Here is a 21,584-nt window from a genome sequence, read left to right as displayed (position 1 = left end):
AATATATAACTTATGGAATATAAACTTCATAATGGGAGCGGTGGCCTTTGCTGCAAAGGATGTTCCCGACAAGATAAAAAACTGAATACCTACGACTGGCTGGCTGACATACCGGGCAATGCGGAGGAGAGTGACATGGTAGAAGTGCAATTCAAGAATACCCGGAAGGGATATTTTCGGAACAGCAACAAGATCAAACTGGAAAAAGGAGATATAGTTGCCGTAGAAGCTGCTCCGGGCCATGACATCGGAGTAGTTACATTAACCGGCCGGCTTGTTCCCCTGCAAATGAAGAAGGCAAACTTCAAGGCAGATACGGAAATCAAACGTGTTTACCGGAAAGCCAAACCAGTGGATATGGAGAAGTTCAACGAAGCCAAAGCCAAAGAACACGCTACCATGATCCGCGCACGCCAAATTGCATTGAACCTCAATCTGGATATGAAAATCGGTGACGTGGAGTATCAGGGAGATGGTAATAAGGCTATCTTCTACTACATCGCCGATGAACGGGTAGACTTCCGTCAGTTAATCAAAGTATTGGCCGAAGCTTTCCGTGTACGTATCGAGATGAAACAAATCGGTGCCCGTCAGGAAGCCGGACGTATCGGCGGAATTGGCCCTTGCGGACGCGAACTGTGTTGTGCCACATGGATGACAAGTTTTGTTTCTGTGTCTACCAGTGCCGCCCGTTTTCAGGACATCTCACTAAATCCGCAAAAACTTGCCGGACAGTGTGCTAAACTGAAATGTTGCCTGAACTATGAAGTAGACTGTTATGTAGAAGCGCAAAAACGACTTCCTTCGAGAGAGATAGAGTTGGAAACGAAAGATGGTACTTTCTATTTCTTCAAAGCAGATATTCTAAGCAATCAGGTTTCTTACTCTACGGATAAGAACTTCCCCGCCAATCTGGTTACAATCAGCGGCAAACGCGCTTTTGAAGTCATCTCCATGAATAAAAAAGGGATGAAACCGGACAGCTTGATCGAGGAAGAAAAGAAACCGGAACCGAAGAAACCGGTTGACTTGCTGGAACAGGAAAGCGTTACCCGCTTTGACCGTAGCCGGAATAATAAAGATGGCGGCAATAACGCTAACCGAAACAATAAAAAGAAGAAGAAAGGAAACAATAACAATAATAACGGTAACCGCCCGCAACAACAAACGGAAGGTGGAAATCGTCCGCAACAACCTCAACGGGAGAATGAAAACCGCCCGCAGCCGTCAGAAAACGGCAACAGAGGGGAAAGGGACAATCGACCGAGAAATAACAATAACAACCGGAACAGAGGACAGAACCAGGGACGGAATAACGAAAACAGACGTCCGGAAAGGGGACAGAACCAAGAACGCCCACAAGGACAAGAGCGCCCCAGTCAAGAACGTCCGCAAGGTCAGGAACGCCCGCAACAACAAGACCGCCAACGGGAGCAGCAAGGACAGGAACGTCAAGAACGTCGTCCTAATCTGGAGCGTCCTTCCAAACCGGAAAGAAATCAGAATCAGGAGAAACTGCCAAATAATGAAAAGTCTACTCAAGAATAGTTTATTTATTCTATTCAGTGCTTGCTTACTGACAGCCTGCAATGATAATACGGTGTATCACTCCTATCAATCCCTCCCTGACGAGGGATGGGAAAAGAGTGATACACTCTCTTTTCAAATATCCATAACCGACAGTATTCCCACTACCCTCCGGCTTTTTGCAGAAGTCCGCAACAGAATAGAGTATCCTTATCATGACCTCCACTTATTTATCAGTCAGAATCTACAGGATTCTACGGTATGGCGCACTGACACAATCGCTTTCAGCTTGGCTGATTCTGAAGGGAAATGGACTGGACATGGATGGGGAAGCATTTACCAATCGGAAACTTTTTTTAAATCTCTCCTCCCCTTGCATTCCGGCAACTATACTATCAAAGTGATAAACGGAATGAAAGATGAAAAACTACAAGGATTGAGCGATATAGGCATCCGCATTGAAAAACAGTAAAAGGTAAAAGTTAAAGCCTTCTGCCACGGCCTGCATCAATCCGCAGGAAAATAAACAGCAATATCGTAAATCCCCATAAAGAAGAGCCTCCATAACTAAAGAAAGGTAATGGAATACCAATAACCGGAGTCAAGCCCAGCACCATACCGACATTGATAAACAAGTGGAAAAGGAAAATACTGACGACCGAATATCCATAAACCCGGCCAAAATTCGAAGTCTGCCGTTCGGACAAGAAGATTAATCGCAAAATCAAAATAAGGAATGCCAACAGGACAGCAGCCGAACCAACAAAACCTTGCTCTTCACCTACTGTACAGAAGATAAAGTCGGTATCCTGTTCAGGCACATACTTTAACTTCGTTTGCGTACCATTCAGGAACCCTTTTCCTGTTAATCCACCGGAACCGATGGCAATCTTAGATTGATTCACATTATATCCGGCACCGGTCAAATCTTCTTCCAAACCAAGCACTACTTTAATACGGACTTGCTGATGGGGTTCCAGCACATTGTCAAATACATAATTACTAGAATACAGGAACCCGACAGAACCGATTGCAAACAGAGCAATCAGGAAATAAGTACGTTGCCGCTCACTTAATGCCAGATAAATCAGATAGCCTATCATTACAGCACAAAGCCCCCATTGCACCCAAACCAGACTAAAGTGCACCCAATATTCCGATATTAAATAGGTAATCAGCAATATGATCAAACTTCCACCAATGATATTGCGGGTAGCAGCCCATTTCTTGCGATATACCCATACCATGCCACCGGCAAATAATAGAATCAACAGCAATACGATAAATTCTCCCAGCGGCGTAGGAGTATCGGCAATAAATACTTCATCAAAACGGATGCCGACCACAAAGTAGATTACCGCGCATACGCCTGCAAAGAGCACTACCCCCGGCATTCCTTCACGATAAAGAACCAGAAAAAAGGCGAGATAAACCAATGCGGAACCCGTCTCCCGCTGACCGATAATCAATAACATCGGAAGCAGAATGATAAATCCCAGGATAAAGGCACACTTTTCTTTTTTGATGCTGAATGAATAAGAGTTCATGTATTTGGCCAAAGCCAAGGCTGTGGCAAACTTGGCAAATTCGGCAGGTTGCAAGCTAACCGGCCCCATCACCAGCCAAGAGCGTGACCCCTTTGTGTCCGGCGCTATGAAGATGGTAACGATGAGCAAGAGAATCATTCCTACATATATAATGTACGCGAACATATCATACATACGGTCTTCCAGCATCAACAACACAAATCCGAGCCCGAAGGAACAGATAATCCACACAAACTGTTTACCGGCACGGGTCGAAAAATCCAGAAAATCACGTTCACCATAGTCGTAACTGGCTCCGCAAACGCTGAACCATCCACCAACAATCAGGAGCAGGTAAATAAAAATCGTTACCCAGTCCAGTGATTTCCACAAACTATCGTTCCTCGTTACCATACAATATCACTCTGTTACTAATTTCTTCCGCTCTTAATTCATTTTCCGGTGATAACTTCCCGTTTATATATTGTTCCATCATCAACGCACCAACAGGCACTCCATAAGTAGCTCCCCAACCACCGTTCTCCACATAGACGGCAATAGCTATCTTGGGTTTATTCATAGGTGCAAAACCCATAAATACCGAGTGGTCGTGCCCACGATTCTGTGCAGTACCTGTTTTACCACAGGCCTCCAACCCCGGAACCATTACGGACAGCATACGGCAGGTACCACCGGTGGCTGCGCCACGCATCCCTTCTACTACTGATTCATAATGCCTCTTCTCAATAGTGGTATAACGCGGTACGCGATAGATGCTATCCAACTGGTTATCCTGGATTTCCTTTACAATATGCGGTGTCACGAAATATCCTCTGTTGGCAATCGTCGCCCCCAAGTTAGCAATCTGAAGAGGAGTGGACAGAATTTCTCCCTGTCCGATAGAGATACTGATTACGGTTAATCCGTTCCAATGTCCGCGATAAGCTTTATCGTAGAACTGTGCATTCGGAATCAAACCACGTTTTTCTCCCGGCAAATCGACTCCCAGTTTGTAGCCGAATCCCTGCGAAACCATGTGATCTTTCCAGACCGTTATGGCATTTTGCGGTGAACCGTATTTACGATCGCCGAACATACGAAACAGTCCCCAACAGAAATAGGAGTTGCACGAAGTGGCAATGGCAGGAATCAGAGGCAAGGGAGAACCATGAGCGTGGCAACCTACTGTCAATCTTCCGTAATGGAATCCATGCGAGCAAGGGAATGCCGGACTTTGTTCGGTAATAATTCCTTCTTGCAAGAAGGTCAGTCCCTGCGCTGTTTTAAAAGTAGATCCCGGAGGATACACTCCCATCAAGGCACGATTCAGAAGTGGTTTCGTCATATCACGTTGCAAAGCCAGATGATTCTTTCCACGCTGACGGCCAATCATCAAGTGCGGATCGTAATTGGGAGAGGATACCAGACAAAGGATTTCCCCGGTTTCCGGTTCGATAGCTACAACACTTCCGATTTTATTCTTTAATAAACGCTCGCCCAGCATCTGCAAGTCAATATCCAGGCTCAATGTCAGATTCTTACCGGGAACGGAAGGACGGTCATATTCGCCATCCATATAATGCCCCTGGATACGGCCATGTGCATCACGAAGCAGAATTTCAATTCCTTTCTCGCCACGAAGATATTTTTCATACGATTTTTCAACTCCCAGTTTGCCGACATAGTCACCACGAATGTAGTATCCTTCTTCATCAGCCTCCATTTCTTTTGCGGAGACTTCTCCAATATCTCCTAAAGCATGAGCGGCAGCGTTGTAGGTATACTGGCGAATGGTACGCCGTTGAATATAAAAGCCACGGAACTTAAATAGTTTTTCCTGAAAGACACCACATTCCTCTGCCGAAAGTTGCGACATAAACAACTGGTTGGTATAGCGGGAATATCCCGGATTACGGCGACGGTCTTTCATGTCGCTCATAATTTTCAGGAACTGCGAACGGGTGATATTCAGCGATTGGCATAAATCGAGGGTATCGAGATTCTCGACTTCCTTCGGCACAATTGTTATGTCATAGGCCGGCTGGTTGAATACCAGCAATTTGCCGGTCCGGTCGTAAATAGCCCCACGTGAGGGATACTGAATTTTATTCAGAAAAGCGTTACTGTCAGCATTCTTTTTGTAGTCATCAGTCATGATCTGCAATACAAAAAGACGTATCAGATAAATCAGAACAATGGAGAGAGCAATACCTCCGATTACAAATTTGCGCTTCTCTAAGATATAATCTTTTGCCATCGTTACCTCTTAATCCCTTCTATAGCTATGATACAGGTTACAGTCAGAACAGTGCAAAGGAGCACTCGCAACAATAACAGCCAAATGCTGGTGAATGAGAAGAACTCGATGGAGAGTAATGCCAGACTGTGCACAAAAACACTTGCAGTAGTATATTTTAGAAAAGGACTGATTCCCATCGTCTTGAAAGAGGGAATGAGGCTGTCCGGATTATCACGGGGCATGAACAGACGAAGCAAAGAGGGTCGGAGAAAAGCAAGCAACACGGCAGCCGCTGCATTCATTCCCGGAGTATCGGAAAAAATATCAATGGTCAGTCCGAAGAAGAAAGCCCACAGCATCAGTTCATTGCGGGAAGTGCCGGAGCTGAACTTCAGAATAAAGTAGATATAGAGAAAAGGAGTTGCGTATCCGGCAATATGCACATTATTCAGAATCAGTACCTGAAGAAGCACCAAGCCGATAAACCATCCGATTCTATGTATATAAGTAATTATCATTCTTGCGTCACCTTGTTTTCAAGTTTCTTCTGTTCTTCCTGTCCCGTCCGGGCTATCACGCGAACATCACTCAACTTACCGAAATCAGTAGCCAGCTTAATCTTCAACAGATAGGAAAGTCCGTCATTAGAATCGGACATATCATCCACCGTTCCCACCATGACACCTTCAGGAAAGACAGTCGAGAAACCGCTGGTGACGACCGTATCTCCCAAATTAAACTCTGCATGACGAGGCAGGTCTTTCAGATAAGCATAGCGCGAATCTCCATGTTCCCACTTCAGGTAGCCGAAGTAATCGCTACCGACAATCTTACAACTGATATTCGACTTGCTGTTCAGTACCGAAATCACCACCGAATAAGAAGGGGATGTTTCATAAACAATCCCTACAATTCCATTACCGTCCACGACTCCCATTTCGGAGCGAATGCCGGAAGAAGAGCCTTTATCAAGTGTGATATAATTATCAACGAGATTCAAGCTGTTCTTTATCACATGAGCCTTGAACAGCTCATAATCCGTTTGCGACACCTGCCGAATACTTTTGATAGTCAGAGAATCAAGCTGACGCTCTCTCAATGCTTTCTCCAGATTAGTAATCTGTTGTTCGAGCACCATGTTCCGGTCCATCAGGTCTTCATTGACCGATTTCAGATGAAAATAAGAGGAAACTCCTCCCGAAACTTCATAAACTGCCCCCACAACCGTATTGGCAGAAGTGAAGAATGCACTCTGCTGATAACGGTTGAACCGAAATAACAAAACAAAACTGGCTACCTCCAATACGATGAAGAGGAACCAGTAATTGTATTTCAGAAGGAAGTTTAATAAATTCCTCATTCCCGGTTTATCTCATTAAGAAAGAGAAACGGTCTACGTTCTTTAATGCCACACCTGTACCTTTGGCGACTGCGTGCAAAGGATCTTCCGCAATATGGAAAGGAATGTTGATCTTGTCGGTCAAACGCTTATCCAGTCCACGAAGCAATGCACCACCTCCGGAGAGATAGATACCATTGTGCACAATATCAGCATACAGTTCAGGAGGCGTATTTTCCAATGCACTCAAGATAGCAGTTTCAATCTTTGAAATAGATTTCTCCAGACAGTGAGCTACTTCCTGATAGCATACAGGCACTTCCATTGGAAGAGCTGTGATACGGTTCGGACCATGAACGATATAATCTTCCGGAGCATCTTCACCCAGTTCGGTTAAAGCAGCACCCACATTGATCTTGATACGTTCTGCCATACGCTCGCTGACTTTCACATTGTGCTGACGGCTCATGTATTCGCGAATATCTTCTGTCAGGTCATCACCGGCAGTACGAATGGAGTTGTTGGAAACGATACCTCCCAAAGAGATAACGGCAATTTCCGTAGAACCACCACCTATATCGACAATCATGTTTCCTTCCGGAGCTTCTACGTCGATGCCGATACCGATTGCCGCAGCCATCGGTTCAAAAATCAAATAGACATCACGGCCACCGGCATGTTCCGCAGAGTCGCGAACAGCACGGAGTTCGACTTCCGTACTTCCCGAAGGAACGCCAATCACCATGCGAAGAGAAGGTGAAAACAAATGGTTGCGAGTATTCACCTGCTTTATCAAACCGCGCATCATCTGCTCGCAAGCATAAAAGTCGGCAATCACTCCATCTCTCAACGGACGGATAGTACGTATGTTTTCGTGGGTTTTTTCATGCATCAACTTCGCCTTTTCCCCCACGGCAATCATCTTTTCTGTACGGCGATCCAAAGCAACGACTGACGGCTCATCCACCACGATTTTCCCATTCGTGATGATAATGGTATTGGCTGTGCCCAAGTCCATTGCGATCTCTTGTGTAAAAGAAAATAATCCCATTCTTGAATAATTTATTAAAGTGGAGTATTAAGTTTAAGTATTATAACTGTGCAGTGCAAGTTAACACTAAAAACTTAATACTTATTTTTTTAGTGTTTAAAATGACGGATACCGGTAGTCACCATCGCCATACCATGCTCATTGCAATAAGCAAAGGATAAATCGTCTTTTACCGAACCTCCCGGTTGGATAACAGCCGTAATACCTTCTTTATCTGCAATTTCCACACAGTCGGGGAACGGGAAGAAAGCATCGGAAGCCATCACTGCACCATTCAGATCAAAACCGAATGATTTGGCCTTTTCAATTGCTTGCTTCAATGCGTCTACACGCGAAGTCTGTCCTACACCGCTTGCAAGAAGTTGCTTATCTTTTGCCAATACGATGGCATTAGACTTGCTGTTCTTTACAATTTTATTGGCAAACAACATATCTTCTACTTCTTCCGGAGTAGGAGCTTTGTCTGTCACGGTTTTCAGGTCAGCTACCGTTTCAATATTAGTATCTTTATCCTGCACCAATACACCATTCAGTAAAGCACGGAATTGCTTTTTAGGCAATTTGGCTTCTTTACGAACGAGGATGATGCGGTTCTTTTTCTGTCCCAGGATTTCGAGTGCATCCACATCATAATCCGGTGCGATAATCACTTCGAAGAAAATCTTGTTGATTTCTTCCGCTGCTTCTTTGTCAATGACGCCATTCGTAATCAATACACCTCCGAAAGCAGAAACCGGATCACCGGCCAATGCGTCTTTCCAAGCATCCAGAACAGTAGTGCGGGAAGCCAGTCCACAAGCATTGTTATGTTTCAGGATAGCGAAAGTGAGGTCGTCGAATTCGTCAATCAGGTCAACGGCAGCATTGATATCGAGAAGATTGTTATAAGAGATTTCTTTTCCGTGAATCTGGTCGAACATCGCTTCCAGATTTCCGTAGAAATAACCTTTCTGATGTGGGTTCTCACCGTAACGAAGTTGCTTCTGGCTATTTACCGAGCAACGGAAAGCAGAGCCTTCGCCGGCATCGAAATAGTTGAAAATAGCCGAATCGTAATGAGAAGAAACGGCAAATGCTTCTTTTGCCATCCAACGGCGTTCTTCGAGTGAAGAAGTAGCACCGTGCTCCATCAACATATCCATCAATGGTTTGTATTGAGCTTGAGAAGCCACAATGATTACATCGTTGTAGTTCTTGGCTGCGGCACGAATCAGAGAGATTCCGCCTATATCGATTTTTTTCAATAATATCTGCTTCAGATGCACCGGAAGCTACCGTAGCTTCAAACGGATACAAATCAACAATCACCAGATCTATCTCGGGGATTTCATACTTCTCAATCTGTTGCATATCCTGCTCCAAGCCGCGACGGCAAAGGATACCTCCGAATATTTTCGGATGTAATGTCTTTACTCTACCACCGAGAATAGAAGGATAAGTGGTCAAATCTTCCACTGCCTTGCAAGGATATCCCAATGATTCAATAAACTGACGAGTTCCGCCTGTCGACAAAAACTCTACTCCCTCTTCATGAAGTTTGGTAATAATTTCGTCCAAACCTTCTTTATGGTATACAGATACCAATGCAGTTTTTATTTTTTTAGACTCTGACATTGAATTGCTTATTAAGTATTTGGTGTGCAAAGTTACGAAATATTGTTTATCGTACGTAATAAATAAGGTGTGAATTAATAAAAAAAAGCGTTGACCCTCCTCAATGGAAAATCAACGCCTCTTCGCATATGTGTTCTCTATTCAAAATCTATTACCAGATAGACACTCGTTTATCCTTAGGTACAAACATCGGATCCTGCTCGGTAATTTTGAATGCTTCATACCAATTTTCGATATGAGGAAGAGCACCGTCCACACGCCATTTTCCTAATGAGTGAGGATCGAGTTTAGTTAACCGGAGAATTTCTTCAGGACGGATATTTCCTGCCCACACATTAGCATAAGCAAGAAAGAAACGTTGTTCCGGAGTAAATCCGTCAACAATTTCCAGTGGTGCAGCTTCTGTTGCTTTCTTGAAAGCCTGGAAAGAAACCTGCAAACCTCCGTGGTCGGCGATGTTCTCTCCCAATGTCAGGCTACCGTTTCCGTGTACGCCCGGAGCCACTTCAATGCTGTCAAAGAAGTTCACCATTACTTGGGCACGTTCTTCGAACTTTTTAGCATCTTCCTCCGTCCACCAGTCTTTCAGGTTTCCGTCTTTGTCATATTGACGTCCCTGATCGTCAAATCCATGAGTCATCTCATGGCCGATGACCACGCCGATTGCACCGTAGTTCATAGCATCGTCCGCATTCATATCGAAGAACGGAGGTTGCAGGATGGCTGCCGGGAAGCAGATTTCATTGGTAGTCGGGTTATAATAAGCGTTCACAGTCTGGGGAGTCATCAACCATTCATCCTTGTCTACCGGTTTGCCGGCTTTAGCAATCATTTCGTTGTAATCCCATTGGTTCGCACGTTCAATATTTGCCCAGTAAGAATCATTTTTGATCTCCAGTGCAGAGTAATCTTTCCATTTATCAGGATAACCGATTTTTACATGGAAGGTAGCCAGTTTCTCCAACGCTTTTTCTTTGGTCGGTTCGCTCATCCATTCCAAACCTTTGATGCGTTCACCCAAAGAAGTTTGCAGGTTCTTCACCAGTGTAACCATGCGTTCTTTAGCAGCAGCAGGGAAGTACTTTTCCACGTACATTTGTCCTACCACTTCGCCAAGCACACCGTCTACGGTGCTCACAGAACGTTTCCAACGAGGTTGCATTTCTTTCTTGCCGGACATTGTTCTGCTGTAGAAATCGAAATTCTGTGCTTCAAAATCATCGCTTAAATAAGAAGCGGCAGCATCTATCAATCCCCATTGGAGATACAGTTTTTGATCGTCCAGCGATACGGTGTTAATCACATCGGCTACTTCCTTCATGGCAGCAGGCTGACCGATGTTCACTTCCTTCAGATCTTTCAAACCGGAAACGGTGAAATAAGTATCCCAGTCGAAAGTCGGGAAGTTCTTTTTCAACGTTGCCATGTCCATCTTGTTATAATTAGCATGAGGATCACGCAATTCCACTTGTGAACGAGCTGCTTTCGCCAGACGGGTTTCAATGTCCATCACTGCTTTTACCGCTTTCTGTGCAGTAGCGTCATCATAACCTGCCAACTGGAACATCTTGGCGATGTGTTCCTGATATTTGTTACGGATATTTTTAGTCTGCTCGTCATCTTCCAGATAATAGTCACGTTGTCCCATTCCGATACCTCCCTGATAGGTTTGTACGATATTCATGGAACTGTTCATATCGTCTGCACTTACGAACATGGTGAAGTAAGGACGGATGCCTTTCTTCTGGCTTTCGGCAATATATGCATAGATTTCTCCTTTATCCTTGAGAGCGTCAATGGCTGCCAGTTCCGCTTTGATCGGAGCTACACCTTCCTGATTCAGTTTCACGCTATCCATTGCGATATTATAAAGATCGCCTACTTTCTGGGCAGCACTGCCCGGTGCGTTATCTTTCTTTGCTGCCAATTCGGCAATCAATGCTTTCAGTTGTTCACGACTGTTTTCGCGCAACATATCGAATGTGCCAAAACGTGAATACTCGTCTGTCAGCGGATGATCTTTCACCCAACCTCCACAGGCATATTGATAAAAACTTGTACCCGGCACAGCCGTGGTATCCAGATTAGCAAGGTCGATACCGGACGTCAGCACGGCCTCTTTCTTACTGTTACATCCTGTTGTCATAAGGCATACGGCAAGAATTGGTAAATACTTGGTTACTTTCATACTCATATAATATGTTATAGAATTATCATGCTATTGGAAAGGAAGTTCTAGCCTTTCACTTCTTCCAGTTCCATCGAAACTCGCTCCCACTCTTCAACAATAGTATCCAACTGCTGTTTCAGTTTCTGATGCTGCTCATACAGTTTCATATCCGAAGCTCCTTCGGGAGTGGCCATTTTCACTTCTATAATGGCTATGGCCGATTCGGTTTCTTCGATCGAGGTTTCGCAATCCGCAACTTGGCGCTCGAGTTTCTTCACTTTCTTATTCAGTTCTTTTTGAGCTTCATAAGAGAGTTTGTTTTCCGAAGGTTGTGCGGCTTCCTGTTCATTATTTCCTTTGGCAGATGCCGTAGGAGAAGTGGATAAGCCTGCCCCTTTCTGAAGTTCGTTCAAGCTATCTATCTTTTTCTTTTGCAGAAATTCATAGATACCGCCGAGGTGTTCTTTTACCAGTCCGCCACCGAACTCATATACTTTAGTCGCAAGTCCATCCAAAAAATCACGGTCGTGGCTGACAAGAACTACGGTTCCGTCAAATTCGCGGATCGCTTCTTTCAATACGTCTTTCGAACGCATATCCAAATGATTGGTCGGTTCGTCCAGAATCAGGAAGTTGACGGGTTCCAGAAGAAGTTTAATCATTGCCAATCGGGTACGTTCTCCACCGGAGAGGACTTTCACTTTTTTGTCCGAGGCTTCGCCTCCAAACATGAAAGCTCCCAGTATATCACGTATTTTCAGACGGATATCGCCTGTAGCTACCCGGTCGATCGTATCGAATACAGTCAGGTTCTCATCCAGCATTTGCGCCTGATTCTGTGCAAAATAGCCGATTTGTACATTATGACCGATGGTGAGCTTACCATCAAAGTCAATCTCTCCCATGATACACTTTACCAATGTAGATTTACCCTCTCCATTCTTACCGACGAAAGCTACTTTCTCTCCCCTGTTGATAGTGAGGTTTACATCATGGAAAACAACATGGCTGCCATACGCTTTGCGTACATCTTCGCAAATCACAGGATAGTTTCCGCTACGGCTGGCAGGAGGAAACTTCAAACGAAGTGAGGAGTTATCTTCTTCATCTATTTCAATGCGGTCTATTTTATCCAGCTGTTTGATACGGCTCTGCACCTGTACAGCTTTGGTAGCTTTATAGCGGAAGCGTTCGATGAAGTCTTCCGTATCCTGTATCTGTTTCTGCTGGTTTTCGTATGCACGAAGCTGTTGTTCGCGACGTTCTTTACGCAAGACTACAAATTCATCATATTTCACTTTGTAGTCATAGATCTGGCCACAAGTGATTTCGATGGTACGGGTCGTTACATTATTGAGGAAAGCACGGTCGTGGCTGACCAATACGACTGCATTGGCGCGTGTAGCCAGAAAGTTTTCCAACCATTGGATACTTTCAATATCGAGGTGATTGGTCGGTTCATCGAGCAAGAGTACATCCGGGCGACGTAAAAGCAATTTTGCCAATTCGATACGCATACGCCATCCGCCGGAAAATTCCGAAGTAGAACGTTCGAAGTCCTCCCGGCTGAATCCCAGTCCGAGCAGAGTCCGTTCGATTTCCGCCTGATAGTTTGTACCACCCATCATCAGGAAGCGGTCATTTTCATGTGTGAAACGGTCTATCAACTGATGGTATTCTTCCGAATCGTAGTCTGTCCGTTCGGCTAGTTCCTGATTCATCCGTTCCAACCTCGCCTGAAGTTCAAAAATATGTTCGAATGCCAGTTCCGCCTCTCCCATCACCGTCCGGTTGTCGGAAAGAATCATGACCTGCGGCAAATATCCGATGGTTACATCTTTCGGAGTGGCTACAATGCCATGTGTCGGCGACTGCAAGCCGGCTAATATTTTCAGCATGGTTGATTTGCCGGCACCATTCTTGCCGACCAACGCAATGCGATCTTTCTTATTAATTACATAGCTGACGTCCTCAAAAAGCGGCGTCGCATTAAATTCTACTGATAATCCTTCTACTGAAATCACTTCTGCTTCTGATTTATAACATTTTGGACTGCAAAGATACTGAATATTTATTAGATACAGCTTAGTATTATACGTTATGAAAAACAAAAAAGCAGTCATTCTGATTGAATGACTGCCCTCTATCTTTACCTATGTATCTTCTTTAGAACAACTTAGCAGGATATTCGCCGGCATCTACCAATGCCTGAATCTTGTCTACTACGCTCTGACGATCTTCCGGATAAGTAACACCAAACCATTTGCTGGTAGTATCCAATACTTCAACAGTAGCAGTTCCGTCATTAATCAATTTATCCACCATCAATGGGATGAAGAATTCGCTCTTCAGGTTTTCCATGTTCTTCGGATCGCTAAGGAAAGTCTTGAAAAATTCCTGGCTGTAAGCGAAGTAATCAGGAGTGAAGCCCCAGAAGTTCATACTTACCGGAGTCGTGTCGGGAGTAGCAGTCCATTCGCCATCATCACCGATATATTTCACTTCACCGTCAAGACGTTGAATCTTCGTACGTTCTACTACAGATGTCAACAATCCTTTAGCATCTGTGCTACAGATACCACGAGATACCGTACCGCTTTCGCTCAAGGTATTTCCTACACGGAAACCTACCATTGAATAAACGTTCTCTGAATTTTCAGGAAGAGCTGAAAGGAATTTACCCATTACCTGGAAAGAATCGCGACCATAAAAGTCATCGCAGTTGATTACTGCAAACGGTTCTTTAATCACATCAGCACCCATCATTACTGCATGGTTTGTACCCCATGGTTTTGTACGGTCTGCCGGACAAGTAAAGCCTTCCGGAAGATCGTTGATAGACTGAAATACCAGTTCGCAAGGGATGTGACCTTCGTATTTGGAAATAATTTTATCACGGAAATCTTGCTCAAAATCTTTGCGGATTACAAATACAAGCTTACCAAATCCGGCATTGATAGCATCATAGATAGAGTAATCCATAATAGTTTCGCCATTAGGACCCAGTCCGTCTAATTGCTTCAAGCCTCCATAACGGCTACCCATACCGGCTGCCAATAAGAATAAAGTTGGTTTCATAAATTGTGTAATATTAAAAGGTTAGTGATGTCAACGGCATCAGATTTCGTTGCAAAATTACAAAAATAGTTGAATCCAACAGGACAAATATCAATCATTATTTACCAAAATCGTACAAAAATCATTCATTAGAAGGGATAACCGATAGCAAAATGTATTCCCAGATTCTTCATAAAGCTTCCTGTGACATTGTAATATCCGCTTCTTTCGGTATCGTAAGGCAAATGCAAAGGTATACCGAAGTCGAGACGGAACACCAGAATATCCATATCATACCGAATACCGACACCAGTACCCAAGGCGATTTGTTTCGGGAAAGTTTTCAGTTCGAGCTGTGAGTCCGGACGAGCCTCATCTTTACGCATCAACCAGACATTTCCGGCATCTAGGAAAGTAGCTCCCCAGATACTCTTAAAGATACGGAAACGATATTCTACATTTGCCTCGAAACGGAAAGTACCCGTCTGATCGAGGTAGGAATAGCGGCTTTCCGACGGATGGTAGCCACCCGGTCCGATGCTACGCACCGTGAAGGCACGAATACTGTTGGCACCGCCTACATAGAATTGTTCGCTGTAAGGGGCTATCGTTGCATTACCGTAAGAGAAGAGAGCACCCAAGGCCACACGGGAGGCAATCTTATTATTCTTGTCCATATTCCATAAATGGCGGAACTCCGTATTCAGCTTTACAAACTGTGCGAAAGGTACGTTGAGCAAACGCTTATCCTCTTTGTTGAAAGGCTGACCGAAAGCACGGTAAATCAAGGAGGTCAAGTTTCCGGCAGAAGTAATGGTGGACTGCCACCAAATCGGATTCTTTATACCGCGTGCGGAAGCGTTATCATACGTATAAGTATATTCCATGGCAGGAATAAACTGGTCTTTCAAACTGATATATAAGGCCGGATTAGCTTCGGCTATTGCGATAAATTCGTCCGATTGATGTTGCAGGACATTGAATGTCAACTTGAAAGGGGTAATACTATGTCGGCTTGTACGTGTCGGCTGGAAATCGTAGGTAGCATTTCCACCGAAGGATAGCAGTTTGTAATATCTGGCGCGATTCAACTGGTCGACGTATAGGCGGAAAGTCGTTGTTGCCGGAAAGTCGAACTCCCGTTTTCCCAAATGCGGGAAAACCACCCGTGGGAAAGTCAAAGAAGTAGAAACTCCCATCTCCCAGCTATTCATCAGAGAACTCTTCTCTCCTCCGCCGGTTTGCCACTCATAAGAACCTTTCAGCTTTACATTCCAGCTTTCTCCACCTCCGAACACATTGTTCCGGGTGACGCCGAATGAGGCTCCCGGACCGGTCTGGTCGTTACTTTTGGTTACGACATTCAATTCCAGCTCGGCATCCAGCGGCTTGGCAAAAGTAGCTTGCATCGTCACCTGCAACGTATCGCAAACGGCTGTTGTATCTTTAGGAGCATATTGCAGATCCAAGTAACTGAAAATTCCCAGCTGACTGAGCTTCTCCTGAATCTGTTCCTGCCGATACTGATTATAAAGCCGGGTGCGGTTGGAAGCACGCATCTGTGTATTCCGCACAAATTGCTGATAGTTCAACCACCGATAAAGCATATTCGGACGAACCTGCAATTTCTTATAGAAATGAATATTCAGATTCTTGTACATCATGCTATCATTCGGCATTTCTCCATTTTTTCCAAATAAATAGACGGAAGCATCTCCTACATAGTAAGGACGCTGTGCAGCAGCAGGCAATCCCGACACAGGAATCAGACGAAGACTGATGTGTCCTCCGGGCACTAAAGTTGTATCTGCCTGATAAGTCATATAGTCGGGACGGAAATAAAAATATCCCCGGTTACGTAACAGCGTACTGATACGGGTACGTTCTTCATCCAGATCGACCACGTTAAACTGCTCACCGGGATTTATATAGGACATCCGGCGCCCCCGTTCCATAATACGTAAAGTCTGGGGTGTGAAACGCTGATAATAGACCGTATCAATAAAATAAGGATTCTTCATGTCAACCGTATAAAGAATGCTTGCTTTCAGGCTGTCTTTCTTATCCACCAAGGTTTCATAAGTCACTTTCCCGTTAAAATAGCCATAATCACGGAGCAAGTTAGTAGCCACCTTGATACGCACTTCCGGATTGACAGTGGAAATAAATACCGGAGGGTTGGCAGCCAGGCGGTTGAACATCCACTTTCCAAATCCCTTTTTATATTTCACAAAGTCATTATACATCCACATTTTAAAAGGAATAGGCAGAAGGCCTCCTAACATCTTTGTACTGGGAGTTTTGTCAAGAGCCGCATCAATCTCTGTTAAAGCCGTCTCTCCTACCGGTGTTGCCGACTTATTCTCTACTACCGTTTTTCCTCCTGTATAGAGTACCTCCCCTTCAGGCAGGTGTTTTGTCACCGAACAGCCCGAAAACAAAATGATACCAATCAGACAACTTGCTAATATGTTATTATATATCCCTTTCATGCTTACTTCTTTTTCTTAAAGATGAACAGTTCACTGAGTTTGTCCAGTTTCTTGCGAAGTACCAGACCGACTCCGGTTTCCGTAATCTCGCCTTCGAGTACACTCTCGTAGTTTTTATCGTAAAACAGACGGACATAACGGGTTCCGGTTCTATCCAAACGATATTCCAGAGAGATGTTATCAATAAAGGATTCCGCATCATTCGTCGCACTCTCACCTGTAGAAACCTTACCTCCGATTACAATCTGGAAACGATTGTTAAAGAGACGTTGTGAATAACGGAAACTGTAATCCGTACGCTTACCACCCGTATCCGACAAATCGTGATCTTCGATACCGACAGAAACACTGGCATTTTTCAGATTTCCCATCAATGAATTGATTTGGCTGCTTAATACGGAGTTCAGTGCGGAACCCATATTCAGTTTACCCAATCCACCACCTCCGCCACCAATCGGTCCGGTGCCAAGATAGGTTTTCATAACCATAATATAGAGAGCTTGTTTACCTCTCTCTTCCGCCCCCATGGCTGTCAACTCGTTTTGTATGGTTGCATCTTCGGGAGCAGATACATCAAATGCAAAGGAAAGATTATCCAACCGGTTCTTGACGACAATGGATACATCGAAATTAACCGAACGCGTTCCGCCGTTCTCTCCTTCGGAAACAGAAGCACGGATACGATCGGTGGCTTTGAAGTTCAACATCGGGTCCATGGGGTTTCCTGTCCATTCCACATAGCTACCGTTATCGATAGCAAATTCTTTGGCGGCAATGACAGGCAAAGCATATTTCATCAAACCGCCGCTCAACGTATAGCGTCCGGTCAATGTCAGATCACCTTGCGGAGTATATTTCATAGAGAGGTCACCTCCCCCTTCCAGTTCGACACGATTGTCATTGCTTGCATCCAAATCGACTTTCAAACGGACGGATGGATCGATATGTACCATCATCACCATGTCCAACCCGCCTAAAGAAACAGTCGGCACTTCTTGTTGAACAACCGTAGTGGTGTCGCTAAACGAAGTAAAGGTTACCAGACTTCCCAAACGATCCTGTACCGTCAACGGTGAGTCGGTCAAGATATAGGAAACGTCTGTATTACCCAGCAGGCTCATATTTCCACGCATGTTCAATCCGTCTAACGGACCTTTCACCGTTGCCCGGAAATCAGCATATACTTTTCCGTAGACCAGACTTTCGCGGGTACGTTTGGCATCCAAAAGCGTATAGTTCTGCGCCAGCAGATTCAAATTTGCCATCGGACGGGACATATCCCTGAAATCAACATAACCGTCAATCGTAAATGGAGTTTTTCCTGTTGTATAGATAGCGAATTTATCAAATTCCAACCGATTATTCTTTATCAGTACCGGACGGTTGTCGAACCTGAAATTAGCACCATACTGTTGAGAAAGGACAGAAACGCTATCCAGCACCAGTTCGCCATTAATCAAAGGCTGTTCGGTGCTACCCGTAATGTTCAGATTACCATCCATATCACCGGCCAGCGTAGCCATTTTATCAGGAATAAATACGTTAGCTACACGTAGCGGGAAATGCTCCAGAGTAGCGTTTACTTCCAGACTGTCTTTTCCTGTCCGGGTTGGAAGCAGCTTACCATCCGCCACCATCACTTCTACTTCGTCGTGATTCAGATAGGCGTTCAGGTATTGCTTTCCCTGTTCGCCCGGTAGCCAAGTAGCTCCCACTGTCACGTCACCAATGCGTTGACGTTCATAAGTCAGCTCATCAATAGCCGCTTCAACCGAAAGCTGAAGATCCTTTTCGGTCTGTACATAGTGCGCTTCCGCAGAGAATAAACCGGTTATTTCCGGGAAGTAAGGAAGTACACTGCTCAAATCAGCCAAACTGATTCTTCGGATTTCCACATCAATATTTTGTAGAGAAACGGTGTCTCCCCGTACGGAATGTACACGGAATCCCATTCCTTCGTCATCCCACATATCGACATTGGCGTATACGCGCATATTCTTATGTACATAAATCCAATTATGCTTTTCATTGAAATGGAACTTCTGGAAGGCGATAATCGGTTCTTCCGGAATCAAGGTGAAAGCCAGTCCATCGCCTTTTCCTTTGCCCTCAAACAAGGGACGTGCATTGACACCGAGTAATACTCCTGTTTCTCCTTTTCCATTTTTAAAGTCTACCAACAACTCGGCATCCCGGTCACGAATCTCTCCCGTCAGTGTGGTAGAGAAGGAGAATTGCGGATTCTTGGGGCCGTTAATAACTCCGGCACGCAATTTCATGAGTGTGGTATCTTGTTTGACGGTAAAGAAGATGGTATCCAATTGCAAAGTATCTACTTTCAAGGCATGGACAGCGGCCTTTCCATTGATTCCCCAGTTGGGAGCCGTTCCGAATTTCACTGAAGCGTCATGGTAAGCTATCTTCTTGGTAGCCAGGAAATATGCCAAAGGGTTCTCTTGTCCTGCGGAGAAAGAGAAAATAGCAGTTGGCAATGCTTTGCGTAATTCAGCGTGATTCAAGGCTTTCTCATCAATCTGCTTCATCAGTACATCTACAAAATGAGTGGACTGGCGAATCAAAGGATTAACGCCGGAACGTGCACTCAAATCGAGTTTCATATCTCCGGAGATTAAATGTGCCGAAACTAAATCCCGACGTGCTTCGGCAACTAAGTTAAAAGTCAGCGGGCGTTTCATTGGCTCTGGCATGATTCCCAGTTCATGCAAATCCAGTTGGGTGACATCAATCGTTATTTTACCGTCGGGGTAGCTGTGTGCCAGATTGTATTCAGCATCCGTTGTCATTTTCAATAAAGCATTGTCACTTGTTAGATGTGCAGTGACCAATGCGCCTTTAAGTTCTCCCGTCAGATCAAGATTGGAAAGATGGTATTTAGCATAATGAAGCTGATCTAGTGAAAGATTCAATTTGGCAAATGAATGGTAGGACATGACATCCAATCCACGACCATTAGCCGCAGCCGAAAGAGAAAGTTCATAGATAGAGTCTTTCGGGAGGAAACTATGAAGTTGCAGATTGTCTATTTTCAGATCAGCCTTATAGACTTCGGTAGCGGTATTTAAGGCTGCATTCACGTCCATAGCTCCTTGTCCTTCTTTCAAACGGAGATTTGCTTTATATTCAGGACCTTTGATATCCACTTTCGCCACCAGATTCATGCTGTCAGGAATGACAAGCGTACCATTCGGCGCTTCTCCCGACAGAGCGGTCAGGAAGTTCAGGTTTTGAGTGGTCATTTTCAAGCCGATGGTTCCGGTGCGTGTGAGGCTGTCAGCAAGGTTTTCCAGAAGACCACCACCCTCCAATGCAAAAGCACCCGGCAGATCTACCGTGAAACGGGAAATCTGCATTTCTTTCAGATTGCCGTCCGTGCCGGCACGGATGACGAGCGGGCGGAAGGGATAGGCTTCTTTGAAGCTTTCAGGCAGACCGCCGGCAAATAGCATGACGTCTTCTTTGCCGATATAGGCATTGAGACGGGCGGATAAGCGTCCCGTAGTGGGGATATTGACCAGTTCCCAATAGGTATGGGCAGATAAATCGATTTCAGAATGGGGAGTGTTCAGTTTCAAACCGGGAACACAGATAACAGAATCATTGGAGTAGGCTCTACCCGTCAGGGAAGTGACGCTCAATCCGGAACGTTCGTTCATGGTAAATTCACGAATGACTGCGTTCATATCCCTCCCTTTATACAGCAAGGAATCCAGAGCGATGCGAATATCCCGGACGGCAATATGAGAAGCATCGAAGCCCTCTGCCGGTTGAGCAGTTCCGGTATCATAGCTGGCGGAGGTTCCCGATAATAAGAACTTCTTCAAGTCGTAGTACTGATTCTTCAAATCCGCTTGAGCATCATCGATGGCTGCTTCTCCAATATGGGTCGCCATACGCATGGAATCAGCAGGAAGCTGCATACTGAACGATACATTTTTCAATTTCAACTGATGAAGAGCTACTTTCCAGTTGATCGGAGCAGAAGCTGTGGTATCTTTGGGCGTAGTTGTGGTATCATTCATCAGTAGTTGCACGTGAGTGTCGGATAGTTCGACCTGATTGATTACCGCTACTTCATTAGACAGATCGACGCCATGACTTTGCAGGAAGAAACGTCCCAAAACGCCTTTAATCTTCATTCCCTCCATCAAATCGGCTGAATTAACGGCTACCCGGCTCAAAGTCACTTCATCCACTTCTACTTTTCCTTTTATCAACGGCCATGCCTGTACACGGACATTGAGGCTTTCTAAAGACAAAAGGGTGTCCGGCTGTTGAATGACCTCCACACCACGTACCAACAGATTAAGTGGGAAACGAAGGTCTATCCGCTCCACCTGAATCTGCATGCCGGTTGCTTTAGAGGCGTATGCAGTAACCTCCCGACGCAAAAGATTCTGAACGGGAGGAACATAAAGCAATACCATTAGTATTACAAAGAGTATTATAGGAGTAAGCAGTATCCAGCTTACCCAACGTATCCATTTTCGTTTCATGTAAAATGTGTCAGTGTAAATAAGGTGACACAAAGTAAACAAATTATTTTGAAAA

General features: G+C 44.8%; 12 protein-coding genes and 1 pseudogene. 2 read left to right on the top strand and 11 right to left on the bottom strand.

The window, feature by feature from the left end:
• Positions 1–12 precede the first annotated feature (12 nt).
• Positions 13–1,548: a regulatory iron-sulfur-containing complex subunit RicT gene (locus tag NXV01_RS07845; protein ID WP_195649244.1), complete on the top strand. Its 1,536-nt coding sequence runs from the start codon at positions 13–15 to the stop codon at positions 1,546–1,548.
• Entirely contained in the window at positions 1,526–1,999 is a 474-nt protein-coding gene (gene gldH / locus NXV01_RS07840) for a gliding motility lipoprotein GldH (RefSeq protein ID WP_195649245.1), read from the top strand. The genes NXV01_RS07845 and gldH overlap by 23 nt, the downstream gene beginning before the upstream one ends.
• A gap of 10 nt (positions 2,000–2,009) precedes the next feature.
• On the opposite strand, the gene rodA is transcribed toward gldH, so the two are convergent.
• The 11 genes and pseudogenes from rodA to NXV01_RS07785 form a co-directional block, all read right to left on the bottom strand.
• Positions 2,010–3,467 carry a rod shape-determining protein RodA gene (gene rodA / locus NXV01_RS07835; RefSeq protein ID WP_148363873.1) on the bottom strand — a complete coding sequence of 486 codons (1,458 nt, stop codon included), beginning with the start codon at positions 3,465–3,467 and terminating at the stop codon, positions 2,010–2,012.
• Positions 3,448–5,310, bottom strand: a complete 1,863-nt coding sequence (mrdA, locus tag NXV01_RS07830) for a penicillin-binding protein 2 (RefSeq protein ID WP_148363874.1) — start codon at positions 5,308–5,310, stop codon at positions 3,448–3,450. Before mrdA ends, rodA begins: the two co-directional genes overlap by 20 nt.
• Before the next feature lie 2 nt (positions 5,311–5,312).
• Positions 5,313–5,810 carry a rod shape-determining protein MreD gene (gene mreD, locus NXV01_RS07825; RefSeq protein WP_195649246.1) on the bottom strand — a complete coding sequence of 166 codons (498 nt, stop codon included), beginning with the start codon at positions 5,808–5,810 and terminating at the stop codon, positions 5,313–5,315.
• Positions 5,807–6,652: a rod shape-determining protein MreC gene (gene mreC / locus NXV01_RS07820; protein WP_122136129.1), complete on the bottom strand. Its 846-nt coding sequence runs from the start codon at positions 6,650–6,652 to the stop codon at positions 5,807–5,809. Before mreC ends, mreD begins: the two co-directional genes overlap by 4 nt.
• A gap of 7 nt (positions 6,653–6,659) precedes the next feature.
• Complete coding sequence (locus NXV01_RS07815; protein WP_004304915.1) at positions 6,660–7,682, bottom strand: rod shape-determining protein; 1,023 nt, start codon at positions 7,680–7,682, stop codon at positions 6,660–6,662.
• Between the two features lie 89 nt (positions 7,683–7,771).
• A pseudogene (gene purH, locus NXV01_RS07810) lies at positions 7,772–9,296 on the bottom strand (bifunctional phosphoribosylaminoimidazolecarboxamide formyltransferase/IMP cyclohydrolase).
• A 151-nt stretch (positions 9,297–9,447) separates the two neighbouring features.
• A complete protein-coding gene (locus tag NXV01_RS07805; RefSeq protein WP_148364236.1) occupies positions 9,448–11,484 on the bottom strand; it encodes a M13 family metallopeptidase in 2,037 nt (678 codons plus the stop codon).
• Between the two features lie 47 nt (positions 11,485–11,531).
• Positions 11,532–13,490 (bottom strand): ABC-F family ATP-binding cassette domain-containing protein, encoded by a 1,959-nt coding sequence (locus NXV01_RS07800; protein WP_122136212.1) that lies wholly within the window; start codon positions 13,488–13,490, stop codon positions 11,532–11,534.
• 142 nt (positions 13,491–13,632) lie between these two features.
• A complete protein-coding gene (locus tag NXV01_RS07795) occupies positions 13,633–14,544 on the bottom strand; it encodes a nucleotidyltransferase (protein WP_074558949.1) in 912 nt (303 codons plus the stop codon).
• Between the two features lie 128 nt (positions 14,545–14,672).
• Positions 14,673–17,015 (bottom strand): BamA/TamA family outer membrane protein, encoded by a 2,343-nt coding sequence (locus NXV01_RS07790; protein WP_148363876.1) that lies wholly within the window; start codon positions 17,013–17,015, stop codon positions 14,673–14,675.
• Positions 17,016–17,017: 2 nt separating this feature from the next.
• On the bottom strand, positions 17,018–21,529 hold the full coding sequence (locus tag NXV01_RS07785) for a translocation/assembly module TamB (protein ID WP_259022127.1): 4,512 nt from the start codon (positions 21,527–21,529) through the stop codon (positions 17,018–17,020).
• Positions 21,530–21,584: the final 55 nt, after the last annotated feature.

The sequence above is a fragment of the Bacteroides sp. BFG-606 genome, from assembly GCF_024788145.1.
Lineage (GTDB): Bacteria > Bacteroidota > Bacteroidia > Bacteroidales > Bacteroidaceae > Bacteroides > Bacteroides vicugnae.
The sequence above is the reverse complement of the archived record's forward strand: the minus strand, read 5'-3'. Positions and strand labels throughout refer to the sequence as shown.